This window comes from Streptomyces sp. NBC_00385 (assembly GCF_035917155.1).
Taxonomy (GTDB): Bacteria; Actinomycetota; Actinomycetes; order Streptomycetales; family Streptomycetaceae; genus Streptomyces; species Streptomyces poriferorum.
In genome coordinates this window covers 3,381,687-3,407,782 of record NZ_CP107951.1, presented here as the reverse complement: position 1 = coordinate 3,407,782, position 26,096 = coordinate 3,381,687, and the positions used below count along the sequence as shown (strand labels likewise).

Genomic DNA, 26,096 nt, shown 5'->3' with positions numbered 1-26,096 from the left:
AATCATCCCCAATGCCCGGAAAGTGGCGCCGTATCCTCGTATTCCCGTATCGCGCGAACACGAGGACACGGCGGCGGGGTTCACCCGGCCGTGCGCGGAATCCGCTTCTCCCAGGTCCGGTGGAAGACGACCTCGCCGCCCTCCTTGCAGACCACCTCGTTGGAGGTGATGAAGTCGCCCGCGTCGGCGGAGATCTCGGAGCGCGTCTCGACCAGCACGTCCCAGGACATCTCCGGCCGGTGCAGCCGGATCGTCCAGTCGGAGCGGGTACGCGCGGAGAGCGGATCGTTCTCCTGGATCGTGTACGTCTCCACCGCGTCCTCGGTGAACTCCAGACCGTCCGGGTAGACGCGCGTGCCGCCGTACCGGGGGTCGACCTCCATCCGCCACTCGCCCTTGGCGACGTCACGGACCACCAGCCGCTCGGGGCGCTGTTCGTCGAGTGTGACGGGGTAGACGACGCCGAGCGGCTCGGACTGCTCGGGTTCCTCGAAGCGGATCGACGGGTCCTCGGTGTGCCGGCGCACCGGGAGCTCGACGAAGCTGCCGTCGGCGTCCAGGGTGAAGCCCCTGGAGCCGGCCTGCGGCCAGATCCAGGGCCAGTACGACGAGGAGACCGCGAGCCTGATCCGGTGGCCGGGCGGGAAGGTGTGCCCGATGCCGTTCAGGTCGAAGGTGACGTCCTCGGTCTCGCCGACGGGCCAGTCCTCGGCGCGGTCCCTGCCGTCGCGGGCGGCGAGGTTGAGGACTCCGCGGGTGACGAGGGTGGAGGAGCCGTCGGGTGCGACGTCGCAGAGCCGGGCGACGGCCTGGCCGCGCGGGACGTCCATCCGGATCCGCAGCTTCACCCGGGGGCGGCCGAGGATCTCGATCGGGGCGGCCTCCACGGGGAACTCGAAGCAGACCGACTTGGCGTCCTCGTCACGCTGGTCGGGCGGCAGGTCGGCGTCGTTGCCGAACGGGAAGAACCGCCCGGCGTCCAGCCCGGTCTGCTGCGGCGAGTCGACGATCTGCGGCCCGCCCTGGAGGGCGTACGCGACCGGCGCCACGTTCTCCGAGGGCCAACTGGTGTCCCCGACCCAGCGGCCGGGCAGCGTCTCGTAGACCGTGGCCGGCCGGTGCGACTCGCTGATCCAGGACCGCAGCAGCGGCTCGGACATGACGCCGGTGTCCTTGTCCTTCAGGTGCTGGTCCCACCAGCGCAGCGTCTCCTGGAGGAAGCCGATGCCGGGCCCGGGCGGCAGTCCGCGGTCGGGGTACTGGTGCGACCAGGGCCCGATCAGCCCGCGGACCTTCGCCGGGTCCAGGTGCTCGACGAGCCGGAGCACGGTGTCGCGGTACGGGTCGTGCCAGCCGCCGACCGCGAGGACGTTCGCCTCGATGGCGGAGTAGTCCTCGCAGACGCTGCCGTGCTTCCAGTAGTCGTCGCGCGTCTGATGGGACAGCCAGGTGTGGATGAAGGGGTCCACGGCTTCGAGCCGGTCCAGCCACATCTGCCGCCAGTCGTCGCCGACGTCCGCCGGGTCCGGCGGCCGGCAGACGAAGGCCAGCATGGTCGCCGCCCAGGCGTGCATGTCCACGGCGAGGACGGAGCCGCCCATGTAGTGGACGTCGTTGTCGTAGCGGTCGTCTGCCGAGCACACCGTGACGATGGCCTTGAGCGGCTCGGGGGCGAGCGCGGCGATCTGGAGCGAGTTGAAGCCGCCCCACGAGATGCCGAACATGCCGACCCGGCCCGAACACCACTCCTGCTGCGCCAGCCAGTGGATGACGGCGACCCCGTCCGCGAGCTCCGTCGCGTCGTACTCGTCGCCCGGCATGCCCTCGCTGTTGCCGTGCCCGCGGACGTCGACCCGGACCGAGGCGTAGCCGTGGCCCGCGTACCAGGGGTGGCGCTGCCAGTCCCGCGGCGCGGTCCAGTCGCTCAGCCGGTACGGCAGGTACTCCAGCAGCGCGGGCACGGGTTCGTCGGTCACCGGCCGCCAGATCCGGGCGTACAGCTGGGTGCCGTCCGGCAGCGGGACGTAGATGTCCTCGCGGGTCGTCTCGTACGGGAAGGAGGTCTGGATGTGCATGGGGGGCTACCTCAGTGGACGGGGTGCATGGTGCGCTTGAGCCAGGGTGCGGCGGCGATGACGGCCACACCGGCGGCCACCGCGATAGCGCCATTGACACCGAAGTAGGCGGGGTTGGAGACCTCGCCGTACAGCTTCACGATCTGTGCCTGGATGCCGTTGGCGAGAGCCAGGGAGAGGAACCAGAGCGCCATCGTCTGGCTGGCGAACGCCTTCGGGGCGAGCTTCGTGGTCGCGGACATGCCGGAGGTCTCCAGCAGGATGTCGCCGAGCCCGAGCAGCAGGTACGAGCCGACGATCCACCAGGCGGCCATCTTGTACGTGTCCGAGGAGTGCCCGGAGGTGGGCAGGACCATCAGCAGGAACGAGAGCCCGCCGAGGATCACCCCGATCGCGATCTTGTTGGACGCGTGCGGCTGGCGCGGTCCCATCTTCGCCCAGACGGCCGCGACCACCGGAGCGAGTGCCACCTCGAAGGCGCCCAGTGCGGAGGCGTACCAGCTGGCCGGGAAGTGGAAGCCGAAGATCTCCGTGCGGGCGTTGGTCGACGCGAGCAGCATCATCGTCGAGTACGCCTGGAAGAGGATGAAGTTGAACACGACGGAGGCCAGGAACAGCACCACGTACGGGCGCAGCCTGCCGCGCTCCTCCGCGGTGACCCGGGGGCTCCTGAACATCACCGCGAAGTACACGACCGGTGCGATCACGGAGACGAGGGTGAGCAGGTCGACGAAGCGGTCCATCGTCAGCCAGCCCGCCAGGGCCAGTGCGGTCGCGACGGCGGCGACCACGACGACACCGATGACGATGAGCCGGACGGCCCGGCGCATGGGTCCGGGGGCCAGCGCGAATTCGGCGGTGTTCTTACGCCCGGCCAGGTGACGGCGGCCCAGCACGTACTGGATCAGGCCGAGCGTCATACCGAACGCGGCGGCCGAGAACCCCCAGTGCCAGCTCGCGTGGTCACCCAGCCAGCCGGTGATCAGCGGGCCGAGGAACGCGCCGATGTTGATGCCCATGTAGTAGAGGGCGAAGCCGGCGTCGCGGCGCTCGTCGTCGGTGCGGTAGAGCTTGCCGACCATGGTGGCGACATTGGGCTTGAGCAGGCCCGTTCCGGCACTGATCAGGCCCAGGCCGACCCAGGTCATGACATCGGTGGGCACCGCCATGGCGTAGTGCCCGCAGGCGATGAGGATGCCGCCGTACAGGACGGCGCGGTACGAGCCGAGGATCCGGTCCGCCAGCCAGCCGCCTGCCACGGAGACCAGGTAGACGAGGGTGCCGTAGGCGGCGGAGACGGAGGCGGCGGTGCCGGCCTCCATCCCCATGCCGCCGTTGCTGACGGCGTCGGCGAAGTAGAGGACCAGGATCGCCTGCATGCCGAGGAACGAGAACCGCTCCCAGACCTCCAGGCCCGACAGGGTCATCAGGCCCCGTGGCTGGCCGAAAAAGGCGTGGTCGTCGCCCGGCGGGGGCTGGGCGGCTTCGGTGTCTGCGGCGGTGTGGGACAAAGGGACAACTCCTGATCGTATGAGCTGATCCCGAACATACCGGCGGTGGCGGGAAGGCGCCCACGGTGATCCAAACAGGACCGGATACGCTGACTTGAGTGATGACAGCGACACATCGACATTCCGTGTGATCGTCAGCAGACAGGAGATCCCCTCGTGACCGTCGTCGGGCCGTTCGGACTGAGCGTGCGGGACCAGGCTCTTGAGGCCGGTGTCCAGGCCGGTTTGGCTGCTGTCGAGTCGGGGCTGCTCGATGCCACCAAGAGCGAGGTGCCCTTCATCACGGAGGCCGCGCAGCACCTGGTGCGCGCGGGCGGCAAGCGGTTCCGGCCCCTGCTGGCGATGCTCGCCGCCCAGTTCGGTGACGCCGACGCCCCGGGCGTGGTGCCCGCCGCCGTGGTCGTCGAGCTGACCCACCTCGCGACGCTGTACCACGACGACGTGATGGACGAGGCCGACGTACGCCGCGGAGTCGACAGCGCCAATTCCCGCTGGGGCAACTCGGTGGCCGTGCTGACCGGCGACTTTCTCTTCGCGCGCGCGTCGCACATCCTGGCCGACCTCGGCCCCGAGGCCGTCCGCATCCAGGCCGAGGCGTTCGAGCGCCTGGTCACCGGCCAGATCCTGGAGACCGCCGGCCCGCGCGACGGGCGCGACCCCGTCGATCACTACCTCGACGTGATGCGCGGCAAGACCGGCTCGCTGATCGCCGTGGCCTGCCGCTTCGGCGCGATGATGTCCGGCGCCGACGAGTCGACGACCGACATCCTCACCCAGTACGGCGAGCGCCTCGGCGTCGCCTTCCAGCTCGCCGACGACGTCCTCGACATCGCGTCCGACTCCCACGAGTCCGGCAAGACCCCCGGCACGGACCTCCTCGAAGGAATTCCGACCCTGCCGGTACTCCACCTGAGGGCGCAGGCCGCGGCCGACGGCAAGCCGGACGACCTGGAGCTCGTCGAACTGCTGAACGGCGACCTGAACGAGCCCGGCAGGCTCGACGAGGCGCTGCGCCGGCTGCGCGCCCACCCGGCGCTCGACCAGGCACGACGCGACACGGTCCGGTACGCGCAGGAGGCGCGGGCCACCCTGACGCCGTTGCCCTCGTGCTACGCCAAGGACGCGCTGGAAGAGATGTGCGACGCCGTGGTGCACCGCGCGGGCTGAGCATCTGCCGCCGGAACCCCTACGGGGCGGCGGAGGAACCGCCCCTCGGTGTCATCCCGAAGAGGTAGGCGGAGTTGCTCCCGCGGGCTGACGCCTGAAGCCGCCCGATTTGGTCAGATGGAGAACAACCACTCCTGACCGGAACGGGCGAGAATGGCGGCACGGAGTGGACGAGTGCATCCGGACGGAAGCCGCCGACCACGGAGGTAGGGCACACATGGCACCGAACGACAGCGCAGACACCAACGGCTCGGCAGCGCAGGGCAGCACGGGCGCCGGCGCGGGCCGCCGGAAGGCGGTGCGCTATATCGTCCCCGTAGCGGTGGCGGGGGTGGCGGCCGCGACGATCGGGCTGGTCCCGGCGCTCGCGAGCTCGGGAGACCCCGATCTGCCGAAGATCACCGCGCAGGAACTCATCGAGAAGATCGCCGCCTCGGACACGCAGCAGCTCTCCGGCACGGTGAAGATCAGCACCGACCTCGGGATCCCGTCGATGGGCGGCCTGGCCGGCTCCTTCGCCCCCGACGGCGCGGGCGACCAGGGCTCGGCGAGCGCCGACCCGCAGCAGAAGCTCACGGAACTGGCCTCGGGCACCCACACCCTCCGGGTGGCCGCCGACGGCCCCGACAGGCAGCGCCTGTCCATCCTGGACGACGCGTCCGAGTACAGCCTGATCCACAACGGCGACCAGGTCTGGGCGTACGACAGCAAGTCCAACGCGGTCTACCACGCAGAGAACGCCGCGAACGCACACGACAAGGCCGGCCGGGGCAAGGAGCAGACCGCCCCCGACGGCGTACCCACCACCCCGAAGGCCCTGGCCGAGCAGGCACTGAAGGCCGCCGACGGCACGACGTCCGTCACGGTCGACGGCACCGCGCAGGTCGCCGGGCGCGACGCTTACCGGCTCGTCATCAAGCCCGAGCAGAGCGGCTCCACGATCGGCTCGATCACCGTCGCGGTGGACGCGGAGAACGGCGTACCGCTCAAGTTCACCCTGCGGCCCAGCAGCGGCGGCAAGGCGGCGGTCGACGCCGGGTTCACCACGGTCGACTTCGGCAAGCCCGACGCGTCCTCGTTCTCCTTCACCCCGCCCAAGGGCGCCGAGGTGACCGAGGCGGACGAGGCGGAGGGCCACGGGAAGGCCGAGGCCGAGAAGGCGAAGGGCGACCTGAGCGCCTTCGAGGGCATGAACGTGATCGGCAAGGGCTGGAACACCGTCGCCGAGATCAAGACCCCCGGCGGGGCGGCCCTCCCGTCGGCGGAATCGGGCGAGGTACCGGCCGGGGCACAGCAGTTCCTCGACGCCCTCGGCGACAAGGTCACCGGGAAGTTCGGCTCGGGCACGGTCTTCAAGACCCGCCTGGTCAACGCCCTGATGACGGACGACGGCCGTGTCTACGTCGGCGCGGTCACCAAGGACGCGCTGGTGAACGCGGCGAACCAGGCCGGCTGACAGCACGTCGTACGCCGTTTCGCACCGGCGCCGCCCCGTCCCGCCGTAGCCTCCGTACGGTGGGACGGGGCGGACGCGACCTGGGGAGCACACATGACTGAGGCCGGCACCGTGCCCGTGATCGAGACCCGGGGTCTCACCAAGCGCTACCGGGGCGGCCAGCTCGCCGTCGACGGGCTCGACCTCGCCGTCCCGGGCGGCAGCGTCTTCGGCTTCCTCGGGCCCAACGGCTCCGGGAAGACCACCACGATCCGGATGCTGATGGGCCTGATCGATCCGACGTCCGGCACCGCGAGCGTCCTGGGGCGCCCCATGCCGGACGCGGCCCGCACCGTACTGCCCCAGGTCGGGGCGCTGATCGAGGGCCCCGCGCTGTACGGGTACCTGAGCGGCCGGGACAACCTCGTGCGCTTCGACTGCGCCGACCCCACCGCCGATCCGCGCACCCGCGGCGCCCGCGTCGGCGAGGCCCTGGAGCGGGTCGGGCTGGCCGCCGCGGCCGGCAAGAAGGCCCGGGCCTACTCGCTCGGCATGAAGCAGCGGCTCGGCCTCGCCGCCGCTCTGCTCCGGCCCCGCCGGCTGCTCGTCCTGGACGAGCCGACCAACGGCCTGGACCCGCAGGGCATGCGGGAGATCCGCGCCCTGATCCGGGAACTGGCCGCCGAGGGCACCACGGTGTTCCTCTCCTCCCACCTCCTCGACGAGATCGAGCAGGTCTGCACGCATGCCGCGGTCATGGCCCGGGGCCGGCTGATCACCCAGGGACCCGTCGCCGACCTCGCCGCGGGCTCCCTCGGCCGGCTCGCCGTCACCACACCGGACCCGTCCGACGCCGCCCGCGTCCTGAAGGAGCACGGCATCACCGGCATCACCCTCGACGGAGACCGGGTCCGGGCCGACGCCCCGGCCGGCACCGTCGAACTCGCGGACCTGAACGCGGCCCTGGTCCACGCCGGCATCCGGGTCCGTTCCTTCGGTGTCGAACGGGCCTCGCTGGAGGACGCGTTCGTCGCACTCACCGGAGAGGGGTTCGATGTCGCAGGCTGAACTCGCACCGGCCGGGACCACCACGGACCGCCGCAACCCGCTGTGGACGCTCGGCATCCTGCGCTCCGAACTGACCACCACGCTGCGCCGCTGGCGCACCCTCGCCCTGCTCGGTGTGCTGGCCGCCGTCCCCGTACTGATCGGGATCGCGGTCCGCATCGAGACGGCCGACGGTTCACCGGCCGGTCCCGGCGGGGGCGGCGCGGGCCCCGCGTTCCTCTCCCAGGTCACCAACAACGGCCTCTTCCTGGTCTTCGCCTCCCTCGCCGCGGTCCTCCCGGTCTTCCTCCCGATGGCGGTGGGCGTCATCGCGGGCGACTCGGTAGCGGGCGAGGCCGGCGCGGGGACGCTGCGCTACCTCCTGGTCGCACCGGCCGGCCGTACCCGGCTGCTGCTCGCCAAGTACGCCTCCACCCTGGTCTTCTGCCTGATCGCGACCCTCGTCGTCGCCGCCTCCGCGCTGGCCGTGGGAGCGCTGCTCTTCCCCGTGGACGACCTCAATACGATCTCCGGGACCCGGATCAGCTTCGGCGAGGGGATGCTCCGGGCTTGCCTCGTCGCGGTGGCGGTCGCGGCGTCACTGATCGGCTTCGCGGCCCTCGGGCTCTTCGTGTCGACCCTCACCAACAGCGGGATCGCGGCCATGGCGGCGACGGTCGGGGTGCTGATCACCGTGCAGATCCTGGACGCGATCCCGCAGCTGAGCGGGATCGCCCCCTACCTCTTCCCGCACTACTGGCTGTCCTTCTCGGACCTGCTGCGCGAGCCGTTCTACTGGGACGAGGTGCTGAAGAACCTGGAGCTGCAGGCGCTGTACGCGGCGGTGTTCGGCTCGGCGGCCTGGGCCCGGTTCACCGCGAAGGACATCACCGCCTGAGGGAACCGGCCCGGCTCCGGCACCCGTACCGTCGGCCGGCGAGCCGTCCCCCGATCGGCTCGTCGCGGCACGAACGGCACGAACGGTGCGAAAGGTAAGGAACGAGCCGACACGGTACGTTCCGTTTCCCGCTAGGGCATTGTTCGACTTCTGGCGACGGACTGTCAACAAGGATTGGCTCGATCGGACCTATGCTCACCGAATGATCACATCGCCGAGTTCGCTGCGCCGGAGCGAGAGCTCACGCAGGGCGACGCTGGAGGCCGCCCTCGACCTCTGCACGGAGAAGGGGTACGGCCGCGTCACGGTCGAGGCCATCGCGGCCCGGGCGGGCGTCAGCAAGAAGACGATCTACCGCTGGTGGCCGTCGAAGAGCGCGGTGCTGCTGGAGGCGTTCACGGAGGCCCTGGTCACCGCCACCCCGTTCGCCGACACCGGCGACATCGCCACGGACCTGCGCACCCATGTGACGGGCGCGGTGAGATTCCTCGCCGAACCGCCCTTCGGTCCCGCGTACGCCGGCATACTCTCCGAGCTTCACCATGACGACGCCTTGGCCGAAACGGTCCGCACCCAACTGATCGACCCCCGCTTCGAAGCGGCGGTCGACCGCCTGCGCGGCGCCCAGCAGCAGGGCCAGATCCCGCCGGGCGCCGATCTGCGCCTGGCGGTGGAGATGCTCTACGGCCCGGTCTACTACCGCCACGTCCTGCGCAAGCCGATGCAGGACGCGGAGACGGTGGCATCCCTGGTCGGGCACGTGCTGCGGTCGCTGGGGGCGGGGAACAGCTGACGGGCGACGCCCTCGGTGCGGTCGCTTCGCTTCCTGTGCTTGAGCACAGCCATGCCTGGAACACCCTTGTGTGCAAACGATGTTTGCTCTAGCTTTTGCATGCGCGTTTGCAAATTTCACCTGGGGGGTGCTGCAGCTGCTGCTGCTCACCTGGCCGGTGCGCACGGTGCGCCGGCTGACGGTGTTCCTGGCCTTCGGGGTGGGGGTGTACGGCTGTGGCGTGGCGTCGATGCTGGTGGAGCTGGTGACCGCACGGCAGTTGGCTGCCTCACGGCACGAGTCCGTCAGCGCCGTGCTGGACACCGTGTCGTGGGCGACGGCCCCGGTCGCGGAGGAGCTGATCAAGATCACCCCGTTGCTGCTGGCGGGGTGGGCGCTGCGTGGCCGTGTGCAGTGGGGGCTTGCTGACTTCGCGGTGCTGGGCGGAGCTCTGGGGCGGGCTTCAGCCTGCTGGAAGAGCTGCTGGTGTATGCCGGGTCGGGAGCGAAGGCGGTGCCCCGGGAATCCGGCGGCTGGCAGATTCCAGCGAGTCTGATGTCCCAAATTTATGTCCCGGGCCCGGGCGACGTGCTGGGGTACTGGTTCCCGGCGCCGACCGGAGTGGCAGAGACCGGCGGCCTGGTGGTGCGGATGCCGTACGACATGCACGTCTTCGCCAGCGTGCTGGCGGGTGCCGGGGTGGGGCTGCTGCTGTGCGGGGCGAGCCGGCTGGTGCGGGCCTGCGCCGTGCTCCCGGTCGCCGGCGCGGTGGCCGTTCACTGGGTGCACAACTACGCGGCCGTCTTCCCGGACAACGAGACGGCAGGGGAGTGGCGGGAACGTCTCACCGGATCGTGGGGCCTGTGGATCATCCTGGGGTGCCTGGCGCTCGCCTGGGGGTGGAGCGTCCGAGCCGTCCGGCTCGATGGGGAGCAGCAGGGCCGCGGCAGCGCGCAGGTGCTGTTCGCCCTCGCTCTGCTGAAGCCCCCGGCGACCTGGCTCATCGCGCTGGGGTACGCACGGCAGCGTCGCGCCCTGCTGTATGCGGGTGTCCGAACTGCTGAGCAAGTTGAACGGCTCCGGCCGCCCTCGGTGATCCGAACAGGTGCCTACCCGTCAGGTTCGTGCCAGACCGGAGGGCTTCCTGCCGGGGTGGACCGACCGTGGCCGTCAGTGGCCGAAGACGCGCTCCAGGACCACCGCGACTCCGTCCTCCTCGTGCGACAGCGTCACCTCGTCCGCCGCCGCCCGCAGGAGCGGATGGGCGTTCGCCATCGCGACGCCGTACCCGCAACTGCGGAACATCGGCAGGTCGTTGGGCATGTCGCCGAAGGCGATCGCGGTCCTCGGGTCCAGGCCCAGGTGCTCGGCGGCCGCCGCGATGCCGGCGCCCTTGTCGATCCCGTACGGCTGGAGCTCGACCGTCCCCGGACCGGACAGTGTGACAGTGGCCAGATCGCCGACGGCCGCATGGGCGGCGGCCGCCAGTGTGTCGTCGTCCAGGTCCGGGTGCCGGATCAGCACCTTGATGACCGGGGCAGCCCACAACTCGTCCCGGTGGAGGGCCCGGTGGGCCGGCAGTGCGGGGTGCGGCATCAGGTAGCCGGGTTCGATCAGGGTCCGGCCGTCGGCCCCGTCCTGATCCACCGCGGCGAAGACCTGCCCCACCTGCGCCTCTATCTTGCCGAGCGCGGCATCGGCCAACTCCCGGTCCAGGGTGACCGTGTGGACGATGCGGGCCGCCCCGGCGTCGTACAGCTGTGTGCCCTGACCGCAGACCGCGAGGCCCGTGTAGTCCAGAGCCGCGAGGAGTTCCCGTACCCCCGGCACCGGCCGACCGGTGACCACGAGGTGCCGGGCGCCGGCCGCTGCGGCGAGGTCGAGTGCGGCGCGGGAGCGAGGGCTCACGGTGTCGTCGCGGCGCAGCAGGGTGCCGTCCAGGTCCGTGGCGACGAGGGCATGTGCGGGCGGGAGGGGCATGGGGCAAGCCTAGGGAGATCCGATTCCCGCTGTGCGGCGCTGACCTGCGGCGATGGTCCATGGTGGGGACGCCGTCCGCAGGGTGTGGGTGCGTACCGGGAGGAAACGTACCGGCAGGCGGGGCAATCCGGGCGAGGCCTAGAGTGCGGCCATGCCTCCGTCCGACGTTCCAAGGAAGCTCACCCTCAAGGAAGAGATCTCGTTGCTGAGGGAGCGGCGGCGCTCGCGTCGGCGTCGGTTCTCCACGGCCGCCGGAGCCGGTCTCGCCGTGATCGCCGGAGGCTTATGGCCTCTTCTGGGTACCGGGCCGCAGCCGGGTGACCATGCGCCCCTGCCCGTATGCGCAGCCGACAGCGCCACCCTGCGCGCCGACGTGGACGCGGACGGGCACCTGGACGAGATCCGTGACCAGAACCGCAATGCGTCCGGTTCGGTGGTCTTCCGGAGAGACGAACACCCCACCACGGTCGGTGTGGGCGATGCCCGCGGGTTCTGGAAGAAGCTGCGAGGTGCGCTGAAGGAGGACATGGTGACACGGGGAGCCTTCGGCGACTTCGACGGCGACGGGTACCTCGATCTCGCCCTCTTCTACAGTCAGCGCGACGAGGGCGACAGCCCGCGCGACAGCATGCTGGTGCACGAGGTGCGCTACGGGCCTCTCGCCCGAGACCTGGGCAGTGACCGGACCGGCACCATCCGTACAGGCAGCCCGGCGTTCGTGTCCGGGGTGTGGGTCACGGACACCGACCGCGACGGCCGCTCCGAGCTCCAGGTCCTCCAGTCGGGCGGGGACGGCATGATCGCGCGCCATACCGGCCGGCAGGACGACGGTGGGATCTCTGTGGGGGGTGAGGAGTTCCACGGGCCGGATCGGCCCGGGACGGAGCTCGGGCGGCTCGCTTTCCCCGCCTGCGCGGCTTCCTGACGCATGACCCCGCAGGGTGGGCGGGGCGCGATGGCGGTCAGCCGCGTACGTGGAGGCCGAAGCCCGTGCGGCCCGCCGGCTCCAGGCCGTCCTTCAGGTGCAGGGACGGGATCTCGTAGTCGCCGAAGTTCTGGCGCCGGAACGCGATCGGTTCGGTCGACTCCAGGGTGAGCAGGCGCTGTTCCCAGGCCTTGGCGGCGTCCGGGAAGTCCGCGCCGGTCATCCGGTCGGTGCCGTAGAGCACGAACGGGGGCAGCACCTCGATGCCCGGGTAGTAGAGGATGCCGTGCTGGATCGGGAACAGCAGGTCGTCGATGGGGCCGTTGATGCCGCGGGCGGTGTAGTGGGACTCCTGGCCGCCGACCGTCACCGACAGCAGGGCCCTGCGGCCGGCGAGCGTGCCCTCGCCGAAGCGCTCCCCGTACTTGGTGTCGTTGTGCTCGCCGACGCCGTACGCGAAGTGGAAGGTGAACACCCTGTCCACCCAGCCCTTGAGGATCGCGGGCATCGAGTACCACCACAGCGGGAACTGGAAGATGATCGTGTCGGCCCACAGCAGCTTCTCCTGCTCGGCGCGGACGTCCGGGGTGAGCGTGCCGGCGTCGAAGGCCCGGCCCGAGTCCCGGGCGACCCGCAGGGGGCTGGAGGCGTCGGGGCCGTAGTCCGAGGCGTCCACGACCGGCTTCCAGTTCATCGCGTACAGATCACTCACCCGCACCTCGTGCCCGGCGGCTTCCAAGGTGGACACCGCGAGGTCCTTCAGCGAGCTGTTGAGCGACTTCGGCTCCGGGTGGGCATGGACGATCAGCGTCTTCATGGGAACTCCTTCGGATGGGTGTCCTTCGATTGAAGACGCCCGGACGCCCTTCGTTCAGGGGCGCCTCTTCCGTCGGACCGGACTTCCTGGGACTGGCAGGGCCACCCTCGCGGGCCGTGGCGCGGCGATACTGGAGGCATGGACGATCTCGATCTCGCGGGCTTCCTGCGGACCCGGCGCTCCCGGGTCGACCCGGCGGACGTCGGCATCCCGACCGATAGCCGCCGCCGGGTCGAGGGGCTGCGCCGGGAAGAGGTCGCCCACCTGTCCGGAGTCAGCGTCGACTACTACGTACGCCTGGAGCAGGGCCGGGCCACCCAGCCCTCCGAGCAGGTCCTCGACGCGCTCGCCCGCGTCCTCGGCCTCGACGAGACCGAACGCGAGCACCTCCATCGCCTCGCCCGGCAGCGGCGGCGGCGAGCGAAGGCGCCGGGCGGGCGGGTGCGGCCGGAGGTGCTGCGGGTACTGCACCTGGTCGTCGACGCACCCGCGCTGATCATGGACCACCGCCTGGACGTCCTCGCCGGGAACCGTCTCGCGGGGCTGCTGTACGGCCGGCCGATGCCGGGGCTGAACACCGCCCGGCATCTCTTCCTGGAGGAGACCGAGCGAGGCCTCTACGCGGACTGGGAGACCTGCACGCTCGACGCGGTCGGGCACCTGCGCCTGGCCGCCGGCAGATATCCCGAGGACCCCCGTCTGGCCTCGCTCATCGGCGAGCTGGCGATGGGCAGCGAGCGCTTCCGCCGTCTCTGGGCCCGCGCGGACGTGCGCGCCCGGACCCACGGCCGCAAGGCGTACCGGCATCCGCTGGTCGGACTGCTGGAACTGCACCAGGAGAACTTCGCGCTGCCGGACGACTCCGGCATGGAGCTGCTGGTGCTGTCGGCGGCCCCCGGCAGCCCCGCCGAGGACGGGCTGCGCCTGCTCGCGAGGCTCGGCGCGGATGGCGCCGATGGCTCGGGCAGCTCGGACGGCGGTGGCGCGCGGGCCTCGGTGGACGCGCGTCAGGTCCGCGAATAGGACCGGGAGGCCCTGGTTACTGCACGCAGAACTCGTTGCCCTCCGGGTCGCTCAGCACCGTCCACGTCCCGCCCTGCTCCGCCACCTTGCGGAGCACCTTCGCGCCCAGCTTCTCCAGCCGGGCCACTTCCGCGTCCCGGCGCTCGGGGCCGGCGTGCAGGTCGAGGTGGAGGCGGTTCTTCACCGTCTTGGGCTCCGGTACGCGCTGGAACAGCAGCCGCCGCCCGAGCCCCGTCCCGCTCTCCGGCTCGAAGGGGTCGTCCGGGTGCCGCACCGCCGCCAGGTCGAGCCAGGCCCGTCGTCCGTGTGCGGTCGTCGTGATCGCCTCCGGTACGGCTCCGAGGCCCAGGAGGCGTTCGACCAGGGGGCTGTTGTCCTCGATCTCGTAGCCGAGGGCCGCGGACCAGAAGCCGGCCTGGGCGTGCGGGTCCGCGGCGTCGACGACGACTTTCCACTCAAGAGTCATGCGGGTCATTGTTGCCCGGAAGGGCTGATTCCGGTGGGTGAATCGCCACCAGGCGGGCGAAGGCGACCACGTTCGACCGGTAGCCGCCCGCGGCCGGGTCGTAGGTGCCGCCGCAGGTGAGCAGGCGGAGTTGGGCGTCCTTCGCCGGGCCGTAGACGCGGGCGCTGGGGAAGTCGCTCTTCTCGAACTCCTCGATCGCGTAGACGCGGAACGCCGCGACCGTCCCGTCCGCCCGGCGCACGTCGACCGTCGCGCCGGGGCGCAGCGTGTCGAGCCCGGCGAAGGCGGCCGGGCCGGTCGGGGTGTCGACGTGGGCGACCACGATCGCGGTGCCGGGGGAGCCGGGGGTCACCCCGTCCCGGTACCAGCCGGCGAGATTGCGCTCCGCCGGGTCGGGCACGCCGAGCTTGCCCCGGCTGTCCAGGGTCAGGTCCACCAAGGGCGCGCTGACGTGGAGGGCGGGGATGCCGACGCGGAGAGGGCGGGGGGCGGACGGGGGCGCCGTCGTCGTGGACGCGGCGCCCGACCGGGGGGCGGCAGGGGCGCCGGGTTCCGTCAGGGGCGAACCCAGGAGCAGGACGAGTGCCGCCGCGGCGGCCGGGACCAGCCCGGCCGCCGCGATCAGGCGCGGGAACGGCCGCCGTGAGGGCCGTTCCCGCGGGGTGCGCGCGCTCAACCGCGCCGGCGCCGGACGGTGCGGAGTCCGCCGAGGGCGGCGCCCGCCGCTGCCAGCAGTCCGGCCGCGCCGGCCGCCAGGGCCGTACCGGAGAGGCCGGTGGAGCCGCTGCCGGTCAGGGCGGTGGAGCCGTCACCCGCGTCGACCGGGCCGTTGGGCATGGGGCCGTTCCCGTGGCCTCCGCCGTTGCCACCGCTCCCGTTGCCACCGTTCCCGTTTCCGTTCCCGTGGCCGCCGCCCCAGTGGCCGTCGCCGTGGCCGCCGGACGGCTTCGGCTTGGGGTGGTGGGTGCGGGTGGGGCTGGGCGACGGGCTGGGCTCCACGTCCTGGGCGGTGATCAGAGTGCGGTCCGTGGCGCTGACGCCGGTGCGCTGCGGGCCGTCGACTCCGGCGATGGTGACGGTCAGTTCGGTCGTCACGTCGAGCGGGCCCGTGGGCGCGCCCTCGGCGGCGGCGAGCGTGAAGGCGGCGCCCGCCTTCCCGCCGGGCTCCAGCGTGCCGCCCGCCCGGAGGTTGGTCCGCAGTGCGCCGGTGAGCGTCCCGTCCGTCCCCTGGGTCAGGGGGACTTCGGAGCCCTCGGACATGACGGTGAGCTGGTCCGCCCGGAGGCCGGCCGGTCCCTTGAGGGTGAGACGGGTGCCGATGCCCGGGTACTGCGGGCCGTCCTCCGGGTCGGTGTAGGAGGCGTCGGCCGGGCGGGGACCGTCCCCCGCCTCGATCTCCTCGGGCACGGTGAGCGCGGCCGTCGCCCTGCCGGTGACGGCGAAGTCCCAGGCGGTGCCGTCGGCGGTGATGTTGTCGACGTAGGTGTTGAGTGTGCCGTTCGGGTCGCCGAGCCGGCCGATGTTGGCGATCACTCCGTACGCTCCCTCGCACTCCGCGATGAAGTGCGACAGCGGGGCGCCCCCGCCCGCCGGGATGCCCGCCACGGCACGCGAGGTCCGCATCACCGAGTCGGCGGTGAAGCGGAACTTCTGCCAGGTGTCCGGCTTCAGTGCCTCGCCCTGGGCATCGGTATTGCTGCCCGGCTCGAACGACAGGGTGGTGAATCCGCCGCAGGAGGCCGGGAGCTGGAGGTTGGCGCCGATGTTGGTGGCGCTGGAGCCCTCGGTCGCCGTGTATGCCCAGTACGAGATGCCCGCGTCCAGCAGCGGCTGCATCGGCTCGGGGGTCCACGTCGAGTTGAAGTAGTGGGCGGCCTGGGCCTGTTCGCCCGCGCCGATGGCCAGGCGCAGGCTGCCGTTCAGATGGACCGGGTCGGGCTTCGGGGAGACTTCCTGGATGCCGGGTTCCCGGTCGGGCGTCGTTTCCTGGAGCCGGAACCAGGGGCCCGCCGGGCCGAGGCCCGACGGGTTGACGGTCTGCACCGTGTCCTCCGCGCCCGCGGTGGGGGCGATCCCGCAGGCGAGGAGTGTGAGGGCGGACAGGGCGGCGGTGGTGGTCGCGGTGCGCAGGAGCGTGCGTGACGTCCCGGAGGTGCGCAGGGGTCGGGTCATAAGTGTGAGGAAAATATAAACTGTGCGTCAGGGATGTATTACCCACCGTGACGCGCTCAGGCTCGCTCCAATGCCGCAGCGTTGAGGTACTCCCCGACCGCCCGCAGCTCTCCGGCCGGGACGATCAGTCCGACGTGGTTGTCCGGGCGGATCAGGACCAGGATGTCCTCGCCCGGCGCGATGCCGTATGCCGAGCGGGCATGGCCGCCGTCATCGGCCAGTCCGCCCGCGCCGTCCGCGTCCACTCCGTACGCCCGCAGCGCGTCCTCGTACGCCACCGACGCCTCCCGCAGCTCGGGTGCCGTGCCCGCGCCGAAGCCGAGCAGGGTGAAGTGCGGTCCGGTGAAGGCCTCGAACAGCCGGAGGGGGTTTCCGGTCGCCAGGTCGCGGCAGGGCGCGTCCGGGGCGCGGTCGCCCGCGCGCAGCCGAGACGTGGCGCCGAGGCGGGCCAGTGAGCTCCAGGGGTAGGCGGACCCCGGGCCGTGGGGCAGCGCGGTGTTCGCCGAGTCGAGCCCGCCGCCCGGCTTCTTGATCGCTTCCAGCGTGGCCCGCAGCCGCTCCGCGCTGAGATCCAGGACGTCGGCCGCGACGGGCAGCCGCTCCTCCTCGTACGTGTCGAGCAGGGCCGGGTCCGCCTGGCCGGAGGCGACCCGGGCAAGCTTCCAGCCGAGGTTGTACGCGTCCTGGATGCCGGTGTTCATGCCCAGCCCGCCCGCGATCGAGTGCACGTGCGCGGCGTCGCCGGCCAGGAGCACCCGGCCCGCCCGGTAGCGGTCCGCCATGCGCTCGTTGACCCGGTAGGTGGAGAGCAGCGTGGCCTGTGACAGCAGGGTGCCCGGCAGCCCCGTGTGCTTGGCGAACAGCCGCTGGAAGCTGTCCAGTGACGGGGGTACGGGAGTGCCGGAGGCGTCGGTCTCCGGACTGGCCTGGAACCACCAGCCCGACCGGGTGCCGGGGATCGGGCAGAGCATCACGGCGCCGTCCTCGTCGAACCACTGGTGCCAGACTCCGCGGTCCGGCCCCTCGGCCTCGACATCGCCGCAGACCATCATCTGCGTCTCGTCCGTCTTCCCCTCGAAGGAGATGCCGAGCAGTTTGCGCACCGCGCTGTGGCCGCCGTCGCAGCCGACGACGTACCGGGCCTCGATCTCGCGGCCGTCGGCCAGGGTGGCCGTCGCGGAGGTGTCGCCCTGGGCCAGTCCCACCAGTTCGGCGCCGAGCCCGACCCGTACGCCGTACGTCGCGAGCCGGTCCCGCAGGACCTCCTCCAGCCGCCACTGGGCGACCGTCCGGGGCAGGGCGTACGGGGAGTCCGGTGTCGGGCGCACGTCCGCGAAGGGCGCGGCGTCGGAGATCGCCACCCCGCCCCGGTACTTGCGCATCGGCAGTGGCGCGGCCCCGGCGGCCAGGACCTCCTCGACGACGCCGAGGTCCTCCAGGACCTCCAGCGAGCGCGAGTTGGGGCCCTTGGCACGGGAGCTGCGCGGGAACTGTGCGGCCTTGTCGATGATCGTCACGTCGACGGCCCGCCGGGCGAGATCGATGGCCAGGGTCAGTCCGGTCGGCCCGGAGCCGACGATCAGGACGGTGGTCGTGGAGGTGGGCATGCGTACTCCTCGGGTGCGTGTCCGTTGACATCAAGGGAAACGCAACCGAGTTAAAAAAGCAACTAGGTAATGGGTTGGGGGGAGGTAGAAGCCTCGGGTGCCTCCGGTGCCTCTGGTTCTGCCGGTGTCTCCCGTGTCTCCGGGGAATCCGGTGCCGCCGTGGCGGCCTGCTTGGCCGCGGCCAGCCGTGCGGCCTGCGCCTGTGCCCGCGTACGCCGGGACGTCCGCAGCGCATCCCAGGTCAGCAGGGTGAGAGCCAGCCAGACCAGACCGAAGCCCGCCCACCGCTCCGGGGGCATCGCCTCGTGGAAGTACAGGATTCCGAGGACGAACTGGAAGACCGGTGCCAGGTACTGCAGCAGGCCCAGCGTGGACAGCGGTACGCGAATCGCGGCCGCCCCGAACAGGATCAGCGGAACGGCGGTCACGAGACCGGTGGCGGCGAGCAGCGCCGTGTGGCCGGCGCCCTCGGAGGCGAAGGTCGACTCGCCCTGCGTGCCCAGCCACACCAGATAGCCGAGCGCGGGCACGAACAGCACCGCGGTCTCGGCGGTGAGCGACTCCAGGCCGCCCATGTTGACCTTCTTCTTCACCAGGCCGTACGTCGCGAACGAGAAGGCCAGGACCAGTGAGATCCACGGCGGCTGCCCGTAGCCGATCGCCAGCACGAGCACCGCCGCGACGCCCGTGCCGACCGCCACCCACTGCGCGGGGCGCAGCCGTTCGCCGAGGAGCAGGACGCCCATGGCGATGGTCACCAGTGGATTGATGAAGTAGCCGAGGGAGGCCTCGACGACGTGCCCGTTGTTGACGGACCAGATGTACAGGCCCCAGTTGACGGTGATCACGGCCGCGGCGACGGTGATCAGCCCCAGCTTCCTCGGCTGCCGGAGCAGTTCGCCGATCCAGGCCCAGCGGCGCAGGGCGAGCAGGGCGATGCCGACGACGCCGAGGGACCAGACCATGCGGTGGGCGAGGATCTCGACCGCGCCGGACGGCTTCAGCAGCGGCCAGAAGAGCGGGACGATCCCCCATAGCCCGTAGGCCGCCACACCGGACAGGAGCCCGGCCCGCTGTTCGTTCTTTCCCTTCACGGGCCCCTCCTGGCAGGTGTCCGTCGACGGCTTCGTCAACCTGACGAAGGTAGCGCCGACGCGGCCCGGTGTCATTGCCGTATCGCCAGACGGTCATGACACCGGGCACAGGCCCCGTGGTGTGCGGTGGGGCCGCGTGCCTACTGGGCCGCGACCGCAGCGGTGACGGTCTCCGCGAGCGGCGTCGTCGGGCGGCCGATCAGCCGGGCCAGGTCGCCACTGGTGCCGGCCAGCAGCCCGCGCCGGATGCCCTCGTCCACGTCGGTGAGGATCGCCGCGAAGACCTCGGGCACACCGGCGCCGACCAGGATCTCCTGGTGGACGGCGGCCGGGACGTTCTTGTAGACGATCTCCTGGCCGGAGGCCTTGGCGATCTCGGCGGCGTACTCCGCGAGCGACCAGGCGACGTCCCCGCTCAGCTCGTAGGCCTTTCCGAGGTGGTCCTCACCGGTCAGGACGGCCGCGGCCGCGGCCGCGTAGTCGGCGCGGGTGGCGGAGGCGATCCTGCCTTCGCCCGCGTTGGCCACGACGGCGCCGTGGGCCAGGACCGGGGCCAGGTTCGCGGTGTAGTTCTCCGTGTACCAGCCGTTGCGCAGGAACGTGTACGGCAGGCCGGAGTCGAGGATCAGCTGCTCGGTCACCTTGTGCTCGTCGGCCAGCCGGATGTCCGCGTCCGGGCCGCCGAGGACGCCGGTGTACGCGAGCTGCGCCACGCCCGCCGCCTTCGCCGCCTCGATGACCGCGGTGTGCTGGGCGACGCGGCTGCCGACCTCGCTGCCGGAGATGAGCAGCACCCGGTCCCCGGCCCGGAAGGCGCCGGCCAGCGTCTCGGGGCGGTTGTAGTCGGCGATCCGGAGCTCCACGCCGCGGGCGGCGAGGCCGGCGGCCTTCTCCTTGTCGCGGACGACGGCGGCGATGCCGCTCGCGGGGACGGTGGTCAGCAACTGCTCGACGACGAGTCGGCCGAGCTCTCCGGTGGCTCCGGTGACGACGATGCTCATGGGGGGTTTCTCCTCTTCAGGTGCTCATGTTCCTGTTCGTGTGTTCTGGTACTCACCTTAGGGAGTGCACTAACCAAACGAAAGTACCCACTTTGAAGTAAGGTACTGGCATGAGCGTAAGCAACCTGGAGCGCCGGCCCGATGTGCGGGAGCCGATGTGCCCCTCCCGGCTGGTCCTCGAACACGTCACCAGTCGCTGGGGCGTCCTGGTCCTCGCCGCCCTGCTGGAGCGCTCGTACCGCTTCAGCGAGCTGCGCCGCGAGGTCGGCGGTGTCAGCGAGAAGATGCTGGCGCAGACCCTCCAGACCCTGGAGCGCGACGGCTTCGTCGACCGGGACGCCAAGCCGGTGATCCCGCCGCGGGTGGACTACGCCCTCACGGACCTGGGCCGGGAGGCCGCCGAGCAGGTGTGGGCCCTGGCGCGCTGGTCGGAACGGAGTCTGGACGCGGTGGACGCGGCGCGCACGGCGTACGACGCGCGCAAGAAGGCGCGCGAACCGGCGGCGTAGGAGCGTGAGAAGGCGGGGACGCGAAAGACGAAGCGCCTGCTTCCCCCCCCTGTGACCACGGGAGGAGCAGGCGCTTCGGGGTCGCCCCGCGGGGCAGTACGTCTAGAGCCTCTCGTTTGGATCGTGCCGGGGCTCGCGGGCCCCGGCACGCACATCTGCCGCGTTGTCGTCGGTCGCCAATGCTCCGCAGTGGCTTCCTCCTCCGCCTTGCAGCTGCACGAACCGGACCCCGCTCCCTGATCCGGCCTGATCCAAACGAAAGGCCCTAGCTGTATTGACCCGCAGCGTTGTTGACACGGCTGATGGGCGGGTGTCCGTCGATTGCGGTGTGGCAGCGGTGGTGGTTGTAGGTGTGGAGGAAGTCTGCCAGGGCCTCGGTCCGTTCGGTGTTCGAGGTGTAGGGCCGGATGTAGGCCCATTCGTCGAGCAGTGTGCGGTTGAAGCGTTCGACCTTGCCGTTGGTCTGGGGCCGGTAGGGGCGGGTGAGCTTGCCGGTCGCGCCGAGGTCGGCCAGGGCTGTCTTCCAGGCCAGGCCCTTGCGGTAGGCCCATGCGTTGTCGGTCAGGACCCGTTCGATGCGGGTGATGCCGTGGGCGTGGAAGAAGGCGGCCGCACGGGTCAGGAAGCCCGCGCAGGTCGCGACCCTCTCATCGGGGTGGATCTCGCTGTAGGCGAGGCGGGAGTGGTCGTCGACGGCGGAGTGGACGTAGTCGAATCCCATCTGGCTGCGGGTGGCCCGGCCGGCCTGGCGGCCCAATGTCCTGTGGCCGCCGCCGTCGGGGATCCGGCCGAGTTTCTTCACGTCGACGTGGATCAGCTCGCCGGGCCGTTCACGTTCGTAGCGGCGGATCACGGTGCCGGTCGGCCGGTCGATCCACGCGAGCCGGTTCAGCCCGTGGCGGGTCAGGATCCGGTGCACCGTTGAGGCGGGCAGGCCCAGGACCGGGCCGATCCTTGCCGGTCCCAGTTTGCGGGACCGCCGCAGGTCGCAGACCTTTGCCTCGGTGCCGGCCGGGGTCCGGTGCGGCGTCGTACGCGGCCGGCTGGAGCGGTCGTGCAGGCCGGCCTCGCCTTCGGCCCGCCACCGCCGCATCCACTTGTGGGCGGTGGCCCGGGATATGCCCATCTCGGCTGCGACGTGGGCGACCGGGCGGCCCGACCGGACCCGTTCGACCAACAGGCGCCTACCGAAAACTGTCAGCCGAGCATTACGGTGGGACACGAAGACCTCCGTGCGGTGAGTTCCTAGACAGCTCCCACCACACCGGAGGTCTTCGTCATGTTCAAGACCTGCCGAGTGTCAACAACGCTCGTGATCAATACACCTAGCCCGCGACCGTCCAGTTGTCGTTGCCCGCGAGCAGGGCGCCGAGATCACCCTTGCCCTGCTGTTCGACGGCCGTGTCGAGCTGGTCGGCCATGAGGGTGTCGTAGACCGGCCGTTCGACGTCGCGCAGCACTCCGATCGGGGTGTGGTGCAGGGTGTCCGGATCGGCCAACCGCGACAGCGCGAACGCCGTGGTCGGGCTGGGAGCGTGCGCGTCGTGGACGAGGATCTGCGAACGGTTCTCCTCGGTGACGGCGACCACGTGCAGGTCACCCGTCAGAGAGTCCCGTACGACGCCCTTGGAGTCGTCCGTGCCGAAGAGGATCGGCCGGCCGTGCTCCAGCCGGATCACCGCCTCCTGGGCCTGGTCCTTGTCCTTCATGACCTCGAACGCGCCATCGTTGAAGATGTTGCAGTTCTGGTAGATCTCCACCAGCGCCGTACCGGGGTGGTCGGCCGCCGCGCGCAGCACGCTCGTGAGGTGCTTGCGGTCGGAGTCGACGGTACGGGCGACGAACGAGGCCTCCGCGCCGATGGCCAGGGACACCGGGTTGAAGGGGGCGTCGAGCGAACCCATCGGCGTCGACTTGGTGATCTTGCCGACCTCGGAGGTGGGGGAGTACTGGCCCTTGGTGAGCCCGTAGATCCGGTTGTTGAACAGCAGGATCTTCAGGTTCACATTGCGGCGCAGGGCGTGGATGAGGTGGTTGCCGCCGATGGACAGCGCGTCGCCGTCGCCCGTGACCACCCAGACGCTCAGGTCCCGCCGGGAGGAGGCGAGTCCGGTGGCGATCGCCGGGGCGCGGCCGTGGATCGAGTGCATCCCGTACGTGTTCATGTAGTACGGGAAACGGGAGGAACAGCCGATGCCGGAGACGAAGACGATGTTCTCCTTCGCCAGCCCGAGCTCGGGCATGAAGCCCTGCACGGCGGCGAGGACCGCGTAGTCACCGCAGCCGGGGCACCAGCGCACTTCCTGGTCGGACTTGAAGTCCTTCATGGACTGCTTGGCCTCGGCCTTCGGCACCAGCTGGAGCAGTTCGTTGGTCTCAGGCATCGATGGCCTCCTGAAGGGCCGTCGCAAGCTGCTCGGCCTTGAACGGCATGCCGTTGACCTGGTTGTAACTGTGCGCGTCCACCAGGTACTTGGCCCGGATGAGCATGGCCAGCTGCCCGAGGTTCATCTCGGGGACGACCACCTTGTCGTAACGCTTCAGCACCTCGCCGAGATTCCGCGGGAACGGATTGAGGTGGCGCAGATGGGCCTGCGCGATCGGCTGTCCGGCGGCGCGCAGCCGGCGGACGGCGGCGGTGATGGGGCCGTAGGTCGATCCCCAGCCGAGCACCAGCGTCTTGGCCTCCGCCGGGTCGTCGACCTCCAGGTCCGGGACCTCGATGCCGTCCACCTTGGCCTGGCGGGTGCGGACCATGAAGTCGTGGTTGGCGGGGTCGTACGAGATGTTCCCGGTGCCGTCCTGCTTCTCGATGCCGCCGATGCGGTGTTCGAGGCCGGGCGTGCCCGGGACGGCCCAGGGGCGGGCCAGGGTCTGCGGGTCGCGCTTGTAGGGCCAGAACACCTCGGTGCCGTCGGCCAGCTCGTGGTTCGGGCCCTGGGTGAACTGGACGCGCAGGTCGGGGAGTTCGTCGACCTCCGGGATGCGCCACGGCTCGGAGCCGTTGGCCAGGTAGCCGTCGGAGAGCAGGAAGACCGGGGTGCGGTAGGTCAGGGCGATCCGGGCGGCATCGAGTGCCGCGTCGAAGCAGTCCGCCGGGGTCTTCGGGGCCACGATCGGCACCGGGGCCTCGCCGTTGCGCCCGTACATCGCCTGGAGGAGGTCGGCCTGCTCCGTCTTGGTGGGCAGGCCGGTGGACGGGCCGCCGCGCTGGATGTCGATGATGAGCAGGGGGAGTTCGAGGGACACGGCCAGGCCGATCGTCTCGGACTTGAGAGCCACGCCCGGGCCGGAGGTGGTCGTGACCGCGAGGCTGCCGCCGAAGGCCGCGCCGAGCGCGGCGCCGATGCCGGCGATCTCGTCCTCGGCCTGGAAGGTGCGTACGCCGAAGTTCTTGTGCCGGGACAGTTCGTGCAGGATGTCCGAGGCCGGGGTGATCGGGTACGAGCCCAGGTACAGCGGCAGGTCCGCCTGCCGGCCCGCGGCGATCAGACCGTAGGACAGTGCGAGGTTCCCCGAGATGTTGCGGTACGTGCCGGTGGGGAAGGCGTGGGACGCGGGGGCCACCTCGTAGCTGACCGCGAAGTCCTCCGTGGTCTCCCCGAAGTTCCACCCGGCCCGGAACGCCGCCACGTTCGCCTCGGCGATCTGCGGCTTCTTGGCGAACTTGGCCCGCAGGAACTTCTCCGTGTTCTCGGTGGGCCGGTGGTACATCCACGACAGCAGGCCCAGCGCGAACATGTTCTTGGAGCGCTCGGCCTCCTTGCGGGAGAGCCCGAACTCCTTCAGCGCCTCGATGGTGAGCGTGGTCAGCGGCACCGGATGGACGTGGTACGCCTCCAGCGAGCCGTCCTCCAGCGGACTGGTCTCGTAACCCACCTTCGCCATCGGCCGCTTGGTGAACTCGTCGGTGTTGACGATGATGTCAGCACCACGCGGAACATCGGTGATGTTGGCCTTGAGTGCGGCCGGGTTCATCGCGACCAGTACGTTCGGGGCGTCGCCCGGGGTGAGGATGTCGTGGTCGGCGAAGTGGAGCTGGAACGAGGACACACCCGGCAGGGTTCCTGCGGGGGCACGGATCTCGGCGGGGAAGTTCGGCAGCGTGGAGAGGTCGTTCCCGAAGGAAGCGGTCTCCGAGGTGAACCGGTCACCCGTGAGCTGCATGCCGTCTCCGGAGTCACCCGCGAAGCGGATGATCACCCGGTCCAGGCGGCGGATCTCTTTCCCGCCGGCGCCTGCTGTTGCGGACTGGGGGGCGCGCTGTCCCCCTACGAGTGCCTCATTGGCCTCATCGGCCTGTTCGGCTGGGCTACTGACCTGGCTGGTCACTTACTGGACCTCCCTCGGCGCGGCGGCTCGGAACCATCCGGCCCGCCGGCGGTCCCCAGCCCCACCCTACGTCTGTAAGGGTCGCCTTCCTTTGGCCGATCACATGGTGGACGGCGTTTTGAGACGCTTTTCGGTGCTGTTCCGTCATGATTCATCAGCCGCGCGGTTCCTCGTCGGACCTTTGGTGGAGTCAGCGTGGAGCGAGTCGCAGGTTGCCTGGTCGGAGCGGTGCGAGGAGTGCCTCCAAAGATATCTGACAGGATGTCAGATATCGCGGTGCGGCATCAGGAGTTCAGGAGTTCGGGCAGGGTTCGGGAGTTCGGACAGGGGTCAGGAGTTCAGCCGGGGTCAGGAGTTCAGATAGGTCAGCACGGCCAGGACGCGCCGGTGGTCACCGTCGCTGGGGGACAGCCCCAGCTTCAGGAAGATGTTGCTGACGTGCTTCTCCACCGCGCCGTCGCTCACCACGAGCTGCCTGGCCACCGCCGAGTTCGTCCGCCCCTCCGCCATCAGACCGAGCACCTCGCGCTCACGCGGCGTCAGCCCGGCCAGCACGTCCTGCTTACGGCTCCGGCCCAGCAGCTGCGCCACCACCTCCGGGTCCAGCGCCGTGCCGCCCTGAGCCACCCGGACCACCGCGTCGACGAACTCGCGGACCTCGGCGACCCGGTCCTTCAGCAGATAGCCCACACCCCGGCTGGACCCGGCCAGCAACTCGGTGGCGTACTGCTCCTCGACGTACTGCGACAGGACCAGCACACCGATCCCCGGATACTCCTTGCGCAGCCGCACCGCGGCCCGCACGCCCTCGTCGGTGTGCGTCGGCGGCATCCGCACGTCGGCGACCACCACATCGGGCAGCGCGTCCTGCCCGGCGAGGTCGCCCACCGTCTTGATCAGCGCCTCCGCGTCACCGACGCCCGCCACGACGTCATGCCCGAGATCGGTCAGCAGCCGGGTGAGTCCTTCCCGGAGCAGTACCGAATCCTCGGCGATGACTACACGCACCCTGTCCTCCACCACGACGCTGAATCCCCCACTGTTCGGTTGTCCGCTTGTTCACAGGCCCGCTGGTCCGCTGTCCTGCCCGTACGCCGTCCAGCATCCCAGTACCGGCAGTGACGCCGCGAGCCTTCGCGGAGTTGCGTCGTGGCGGGCCGGGATCGGGGCCGGGCGAGGGCCGGTCCCGGGCGGTGGGAAACGGCCGGTCGCCGGGCGGCCCGTGTACGGGTCCGCCCGGCGACCGGGTACGGCAGGGAGCCGGC

General features: G+C 70.8%; 23 protein-coding genes. 9 read left to right on the top strand and 14 right to left on the bottom strand.

Going from position 1 to position 26,096, the window contains the following annotated elements:
• Positions 1–80 precede the first annotated feature (80 nt).
• Complete coding sequence (locus OG959_RS14970) at positions 81–2,075, bottom strand: CocE/NonD family hydrolase (RefSeq protein ID WP_326658645.1); 1,995 nt, start codon at positions 2,073–2,075, stop codon at positions 81–83.
• An 11-nt stretch (positions 2,076–2,086) separates the two neighbouring features.
• Complete coding sequence (locus OG959_RS14965; RefSeq protein ID WP_326658644.1) at positions 2,087–3,586, bottom strand: peptide MFS transporter; 1,500 nt, start codon at positions 3,584–3,586, stop codon at positions 2,087–2,089.
• A 156-nt stretch (positions 3,587–3,742) separates the two neighbouring features.
• On the opposite strand from OG959_RS14965, the gene OG959_RS14960 reads away from it, so the two are divergent.
• The 6 genes from OG959_RS14960 (at position 3,743) to OG959_RS14935 (ending at position 9,461) form a co-directional block, all read left to right on the top strand.
• Entirely contained in the window at positions 3,743–4,753 is a 1,011-nt protein-coding gene (locus OG959_RS14960; RefSeq protein ID WP_326658642.1) for a polyprenyl synthetase family protein, read from the top strand.
• Positions 4,754–4,970: 217 nt separating this feature from the next.
• A complete protein-coding gene (locus OG959_RS14955) occupies positions 4,971–6,209 on the top strand; it encodes a LolA family protein (protein WP_326658640.1) in 1,239 nt (412 codons plus the stop codon).
• Positions 6,210–6,302: 93 nt separating this feature from the next.
• A complete protein-coding gene (locus OG959_RS14950) occupies positions 6,303–7,256 on the top strand; it encodes an ABC transporter ATP-binding protein (protein ID WP_326658638.1) in 954 nt (317 codons plus the stop codon).
• Complete coding sequence (locus OG959_RS14945; RefSeq protein ID WP_326658636.1) at positions 7,243–8,133, top strand: ABC transporter permease; 891 nt, start codon at positions 7,243–7,245, stop codon at positions 8,131–8,133. Before OG959_RS14950 ends, OG959_RS14945 begins: the two co-directional genes overlap by 14 nt.
• A gap of 202 nt (positions 8,134–8,335) precedes the next feature.
• Complete coding sequence (locus tag OG959_RS14940; protein ID WP_326658634.1) at positions 8,336–8,926, top strand: TetR/AcrR family transcriptional regulator; 591 nt, start codon at positions 8,336–8,338, stop codon at positions 8,924–8,926.
• A gap of 127 nt (positions 8,927–9,053) precedes the next feature.
• A complete protein-coding gene (locus OG959_RS14935) occupies positions 9,054–9,461 on the top strand; it encodes a hypothetical protein (RefSeq protein WP_326658632.1) in 408 nt (135 codons plus the stop codon).
• Positions 9,462–10,075: 614 nt separating this feature from the next.
• Here the strand turns inward: OG959_RS14935 and OG959_RS14930 are convergent.
• Positions 10,076–10,885, bottom strand: coding sequence for an HAD family hydrolase (locus tag OG959_RS14930; protein ID WP_326658630.1), 810 nt, complete (start codon positions 10,883–10,885; stop codon positions 10,076–10,078).
• Between the two features lie 151 nt (positions 10,886–11,036).
• On the opposite strand from OG959_RS14930, the gene OG959_RS14925 reads away from it, so the two are divergent.
• A complete protein-coding gene (locus OG959_RS14925; protein WP_326658629.1) occupies positions 11,037–11,810 on the top strand; it encodes a hypothetical protein in 774 nt (257 codons plus the stop codon).
• Between the two features lie 37 nt (positions 11,811–11,847).
• Here OG959_RS14925 and OG959_RS14920 read toward each other — a convergent pair whose 3' ends face one another.
• Positions 11,848–12,627, bottom strand: coding sequence for an NAD(P)H-dependent oxidoreductase (locus tag OG959_RS14920; protein WP_326658628.1), 780 nt, complete (start codon positions 12,625–12,627; stop codon positions 11,848–11,850).
• Between the two features lie 138 nt (positions 12,628–12,765).
• Here OG959_RS14920 and OG959_RS14915 point away from each other — a divergent pair, with 138 nt between their 5' ends.
• Complete coding sequence (locus OG959_RS14915) at positions 12,766–13,650, top strand: helix-turn-helix transcriptional regulator (protein WP_326658627.1); 885 nt, start codon at positions 12,766–12,768, stop codon at positions 13,648–13,650.
• A gap of 16 nt (positions 13,651–13,666) precedes the next feature.
• Here OG959_RS14915 and OG959_RS14910 read toward each other — a convergent pair whose 3' ends face one another.
• The 6 genes from OG959_RS14910 to OG959_RS14885 form a co-directional block, all read right to left on the bottom strand.
• On the bottom strand, positions 13,667–14,125 hold the full coding sequence (locus OG959_RS14910) for a VOC family protein (protein ID WP_326658626.1): 459 nt from the start codon (positions 14,123–14,125) through the stop codon (positions 13,667–13,669).
• The gene (locus OG959_RS14905) at positions 14,106–14,792 is read right to left on the bottom strand and encodes a class F sortase (protein WP_326658625.1); all 687 of its coding nucleotides are present in this window, start codon (positions 14,790–14,792) and stop codon (positions 14,106–14,108) included. The genes OG959_RS14910 and OG959_RS14905 overlap by 20 nt, the downstream gene beginning before the upstream one ends.
• A complete protein-coding gene (locus tag OG959_RS14900) occupies positions 14,789–16,288 on the bottom strand; it encodes a hypothetical protein (protein ID WP_326658624.1) in 1,500 nt (499 codons plus the stop codon). The genes OG959_RS14905 and OG959_RS14900 overlap by 4 nt, the downstream gene beginning before the upstream one ends.
• Positions 16,289–16,344: 56 nt before the next feature.
• Positions 16,345–17,895 (bottom strand): FAD-dependent monooxygenase, encoded by a 1,551-nt coding sequence (locus tag OG959_RS14895; RefSeq protein ID WP_326658623.1) that lies wholly within the window; start codon positions 17,893–17,895, stop codon positions 16,345–16,347.
• A 62-nt stretch (positions 17,896–17,957) separates the two neighbouring features.
• Positions 17,958–18,989 carry an EamA family transporter RarD gene (gene rarD / locus OG959_RS14890; protein ID WP_326658622.1) on the bottom strand — a complete coding sequence of 344 codons (1,032 nt, stop codon included), beginning with the start codon at positions 18,987–18,989 and terminating at the stop codon, positions 17,958–17,960.
• A gap of 140 nt (positions 18,990–19,129) precedes the next feature.
• Positions 19,130–19,990, bottom strand: coding sequence for an SDR family oxidoreductase (locus OG959_RS14885; RefSeq protein ID WP_326658621.1), 861 nt, complete (start codon positions 19,988–19,990; stop codon positions 19,130–19,132).
• 110 nt (positions 19,991–20,100) lie between these two features.
• Between OG959_RS14885 and OG959_RS14880 the strand changes: the two genes are divergently transcribed.
• Positions 20,101–20,499, top strand: a complete 399-nt coding sequence (locus tag OG959_RS14880; protein WP_326658620.1) for a winged helix-turn-helix transcriptional regulator — start codon at positions 20,101–20,103, stop codon at positions 20,497–20,499.
• A 265-nt stretch (positions 20,500–20,764) separates the two neighbouring features.
• Here the strand turns inward: OG959_RS14880 and OG959_RS14875 are convergent, their stop codons facing one another.
• From OG959_RS14875 to OG959_RS14860, 4 genes are all read right to left on the bottom strand, one after another.
• Positions 20,765–21,721 carry an IS481 family transposase gene (locus OG959_RS14875; RefSeq protein WP_326658619.1) on the bottom strand — a complete coding sequence of 319 codons (957 nt, stop codon included), beginning with the start codon at positions 21,719–21,721 and terminating at the stop codon, positions 20,765–20,767.
• 103 nt (positions 21,722–21,824) lie between these two features.
• The gene (locus tag OG959_RS14870) at positions 21,825–22,883 is read right to left on the bottom strand and encodes a 2-oxoacid:ferredoxin oxidoreductase subunit beta (protein WP_326658618.1); all 1,059 of its coding nucleotides are present in this window, start codon (positions 22,881–22,883) and stop codon (positions 21,825–21,827) included.
• A complete protein-coding gene (locus OG959_RS14865; RefSeq protein ID WP_326658617.1) occupies positions 22,876–24,831 on the bottom strand; it encodes a 2-oxoacid:acceptor oxidoreductase subunit alpha in 1,956 nt (651 codons plus the stop codon). The genes OG959_RS14870 and OG959_RS14865 overlap by 8 nt, the downstream gene beginning before the upstream one ends.
• Positions 24,832–25,179: 348 nt before the next feature.
• The gene (locus OG959_RS14860) at positions 25,180–25,839 is read right to left on the bottom strand and encodes a response regulator transcription factor (protein WP_148022109.1); all 660 of its coding nucleotides are present in this window, start codon (positions 25,837–25,839) and stop codon (positions 25,180–25,182) included.
• Positions 25,840–26,096 lie beyond the last annotated feature (257 nt).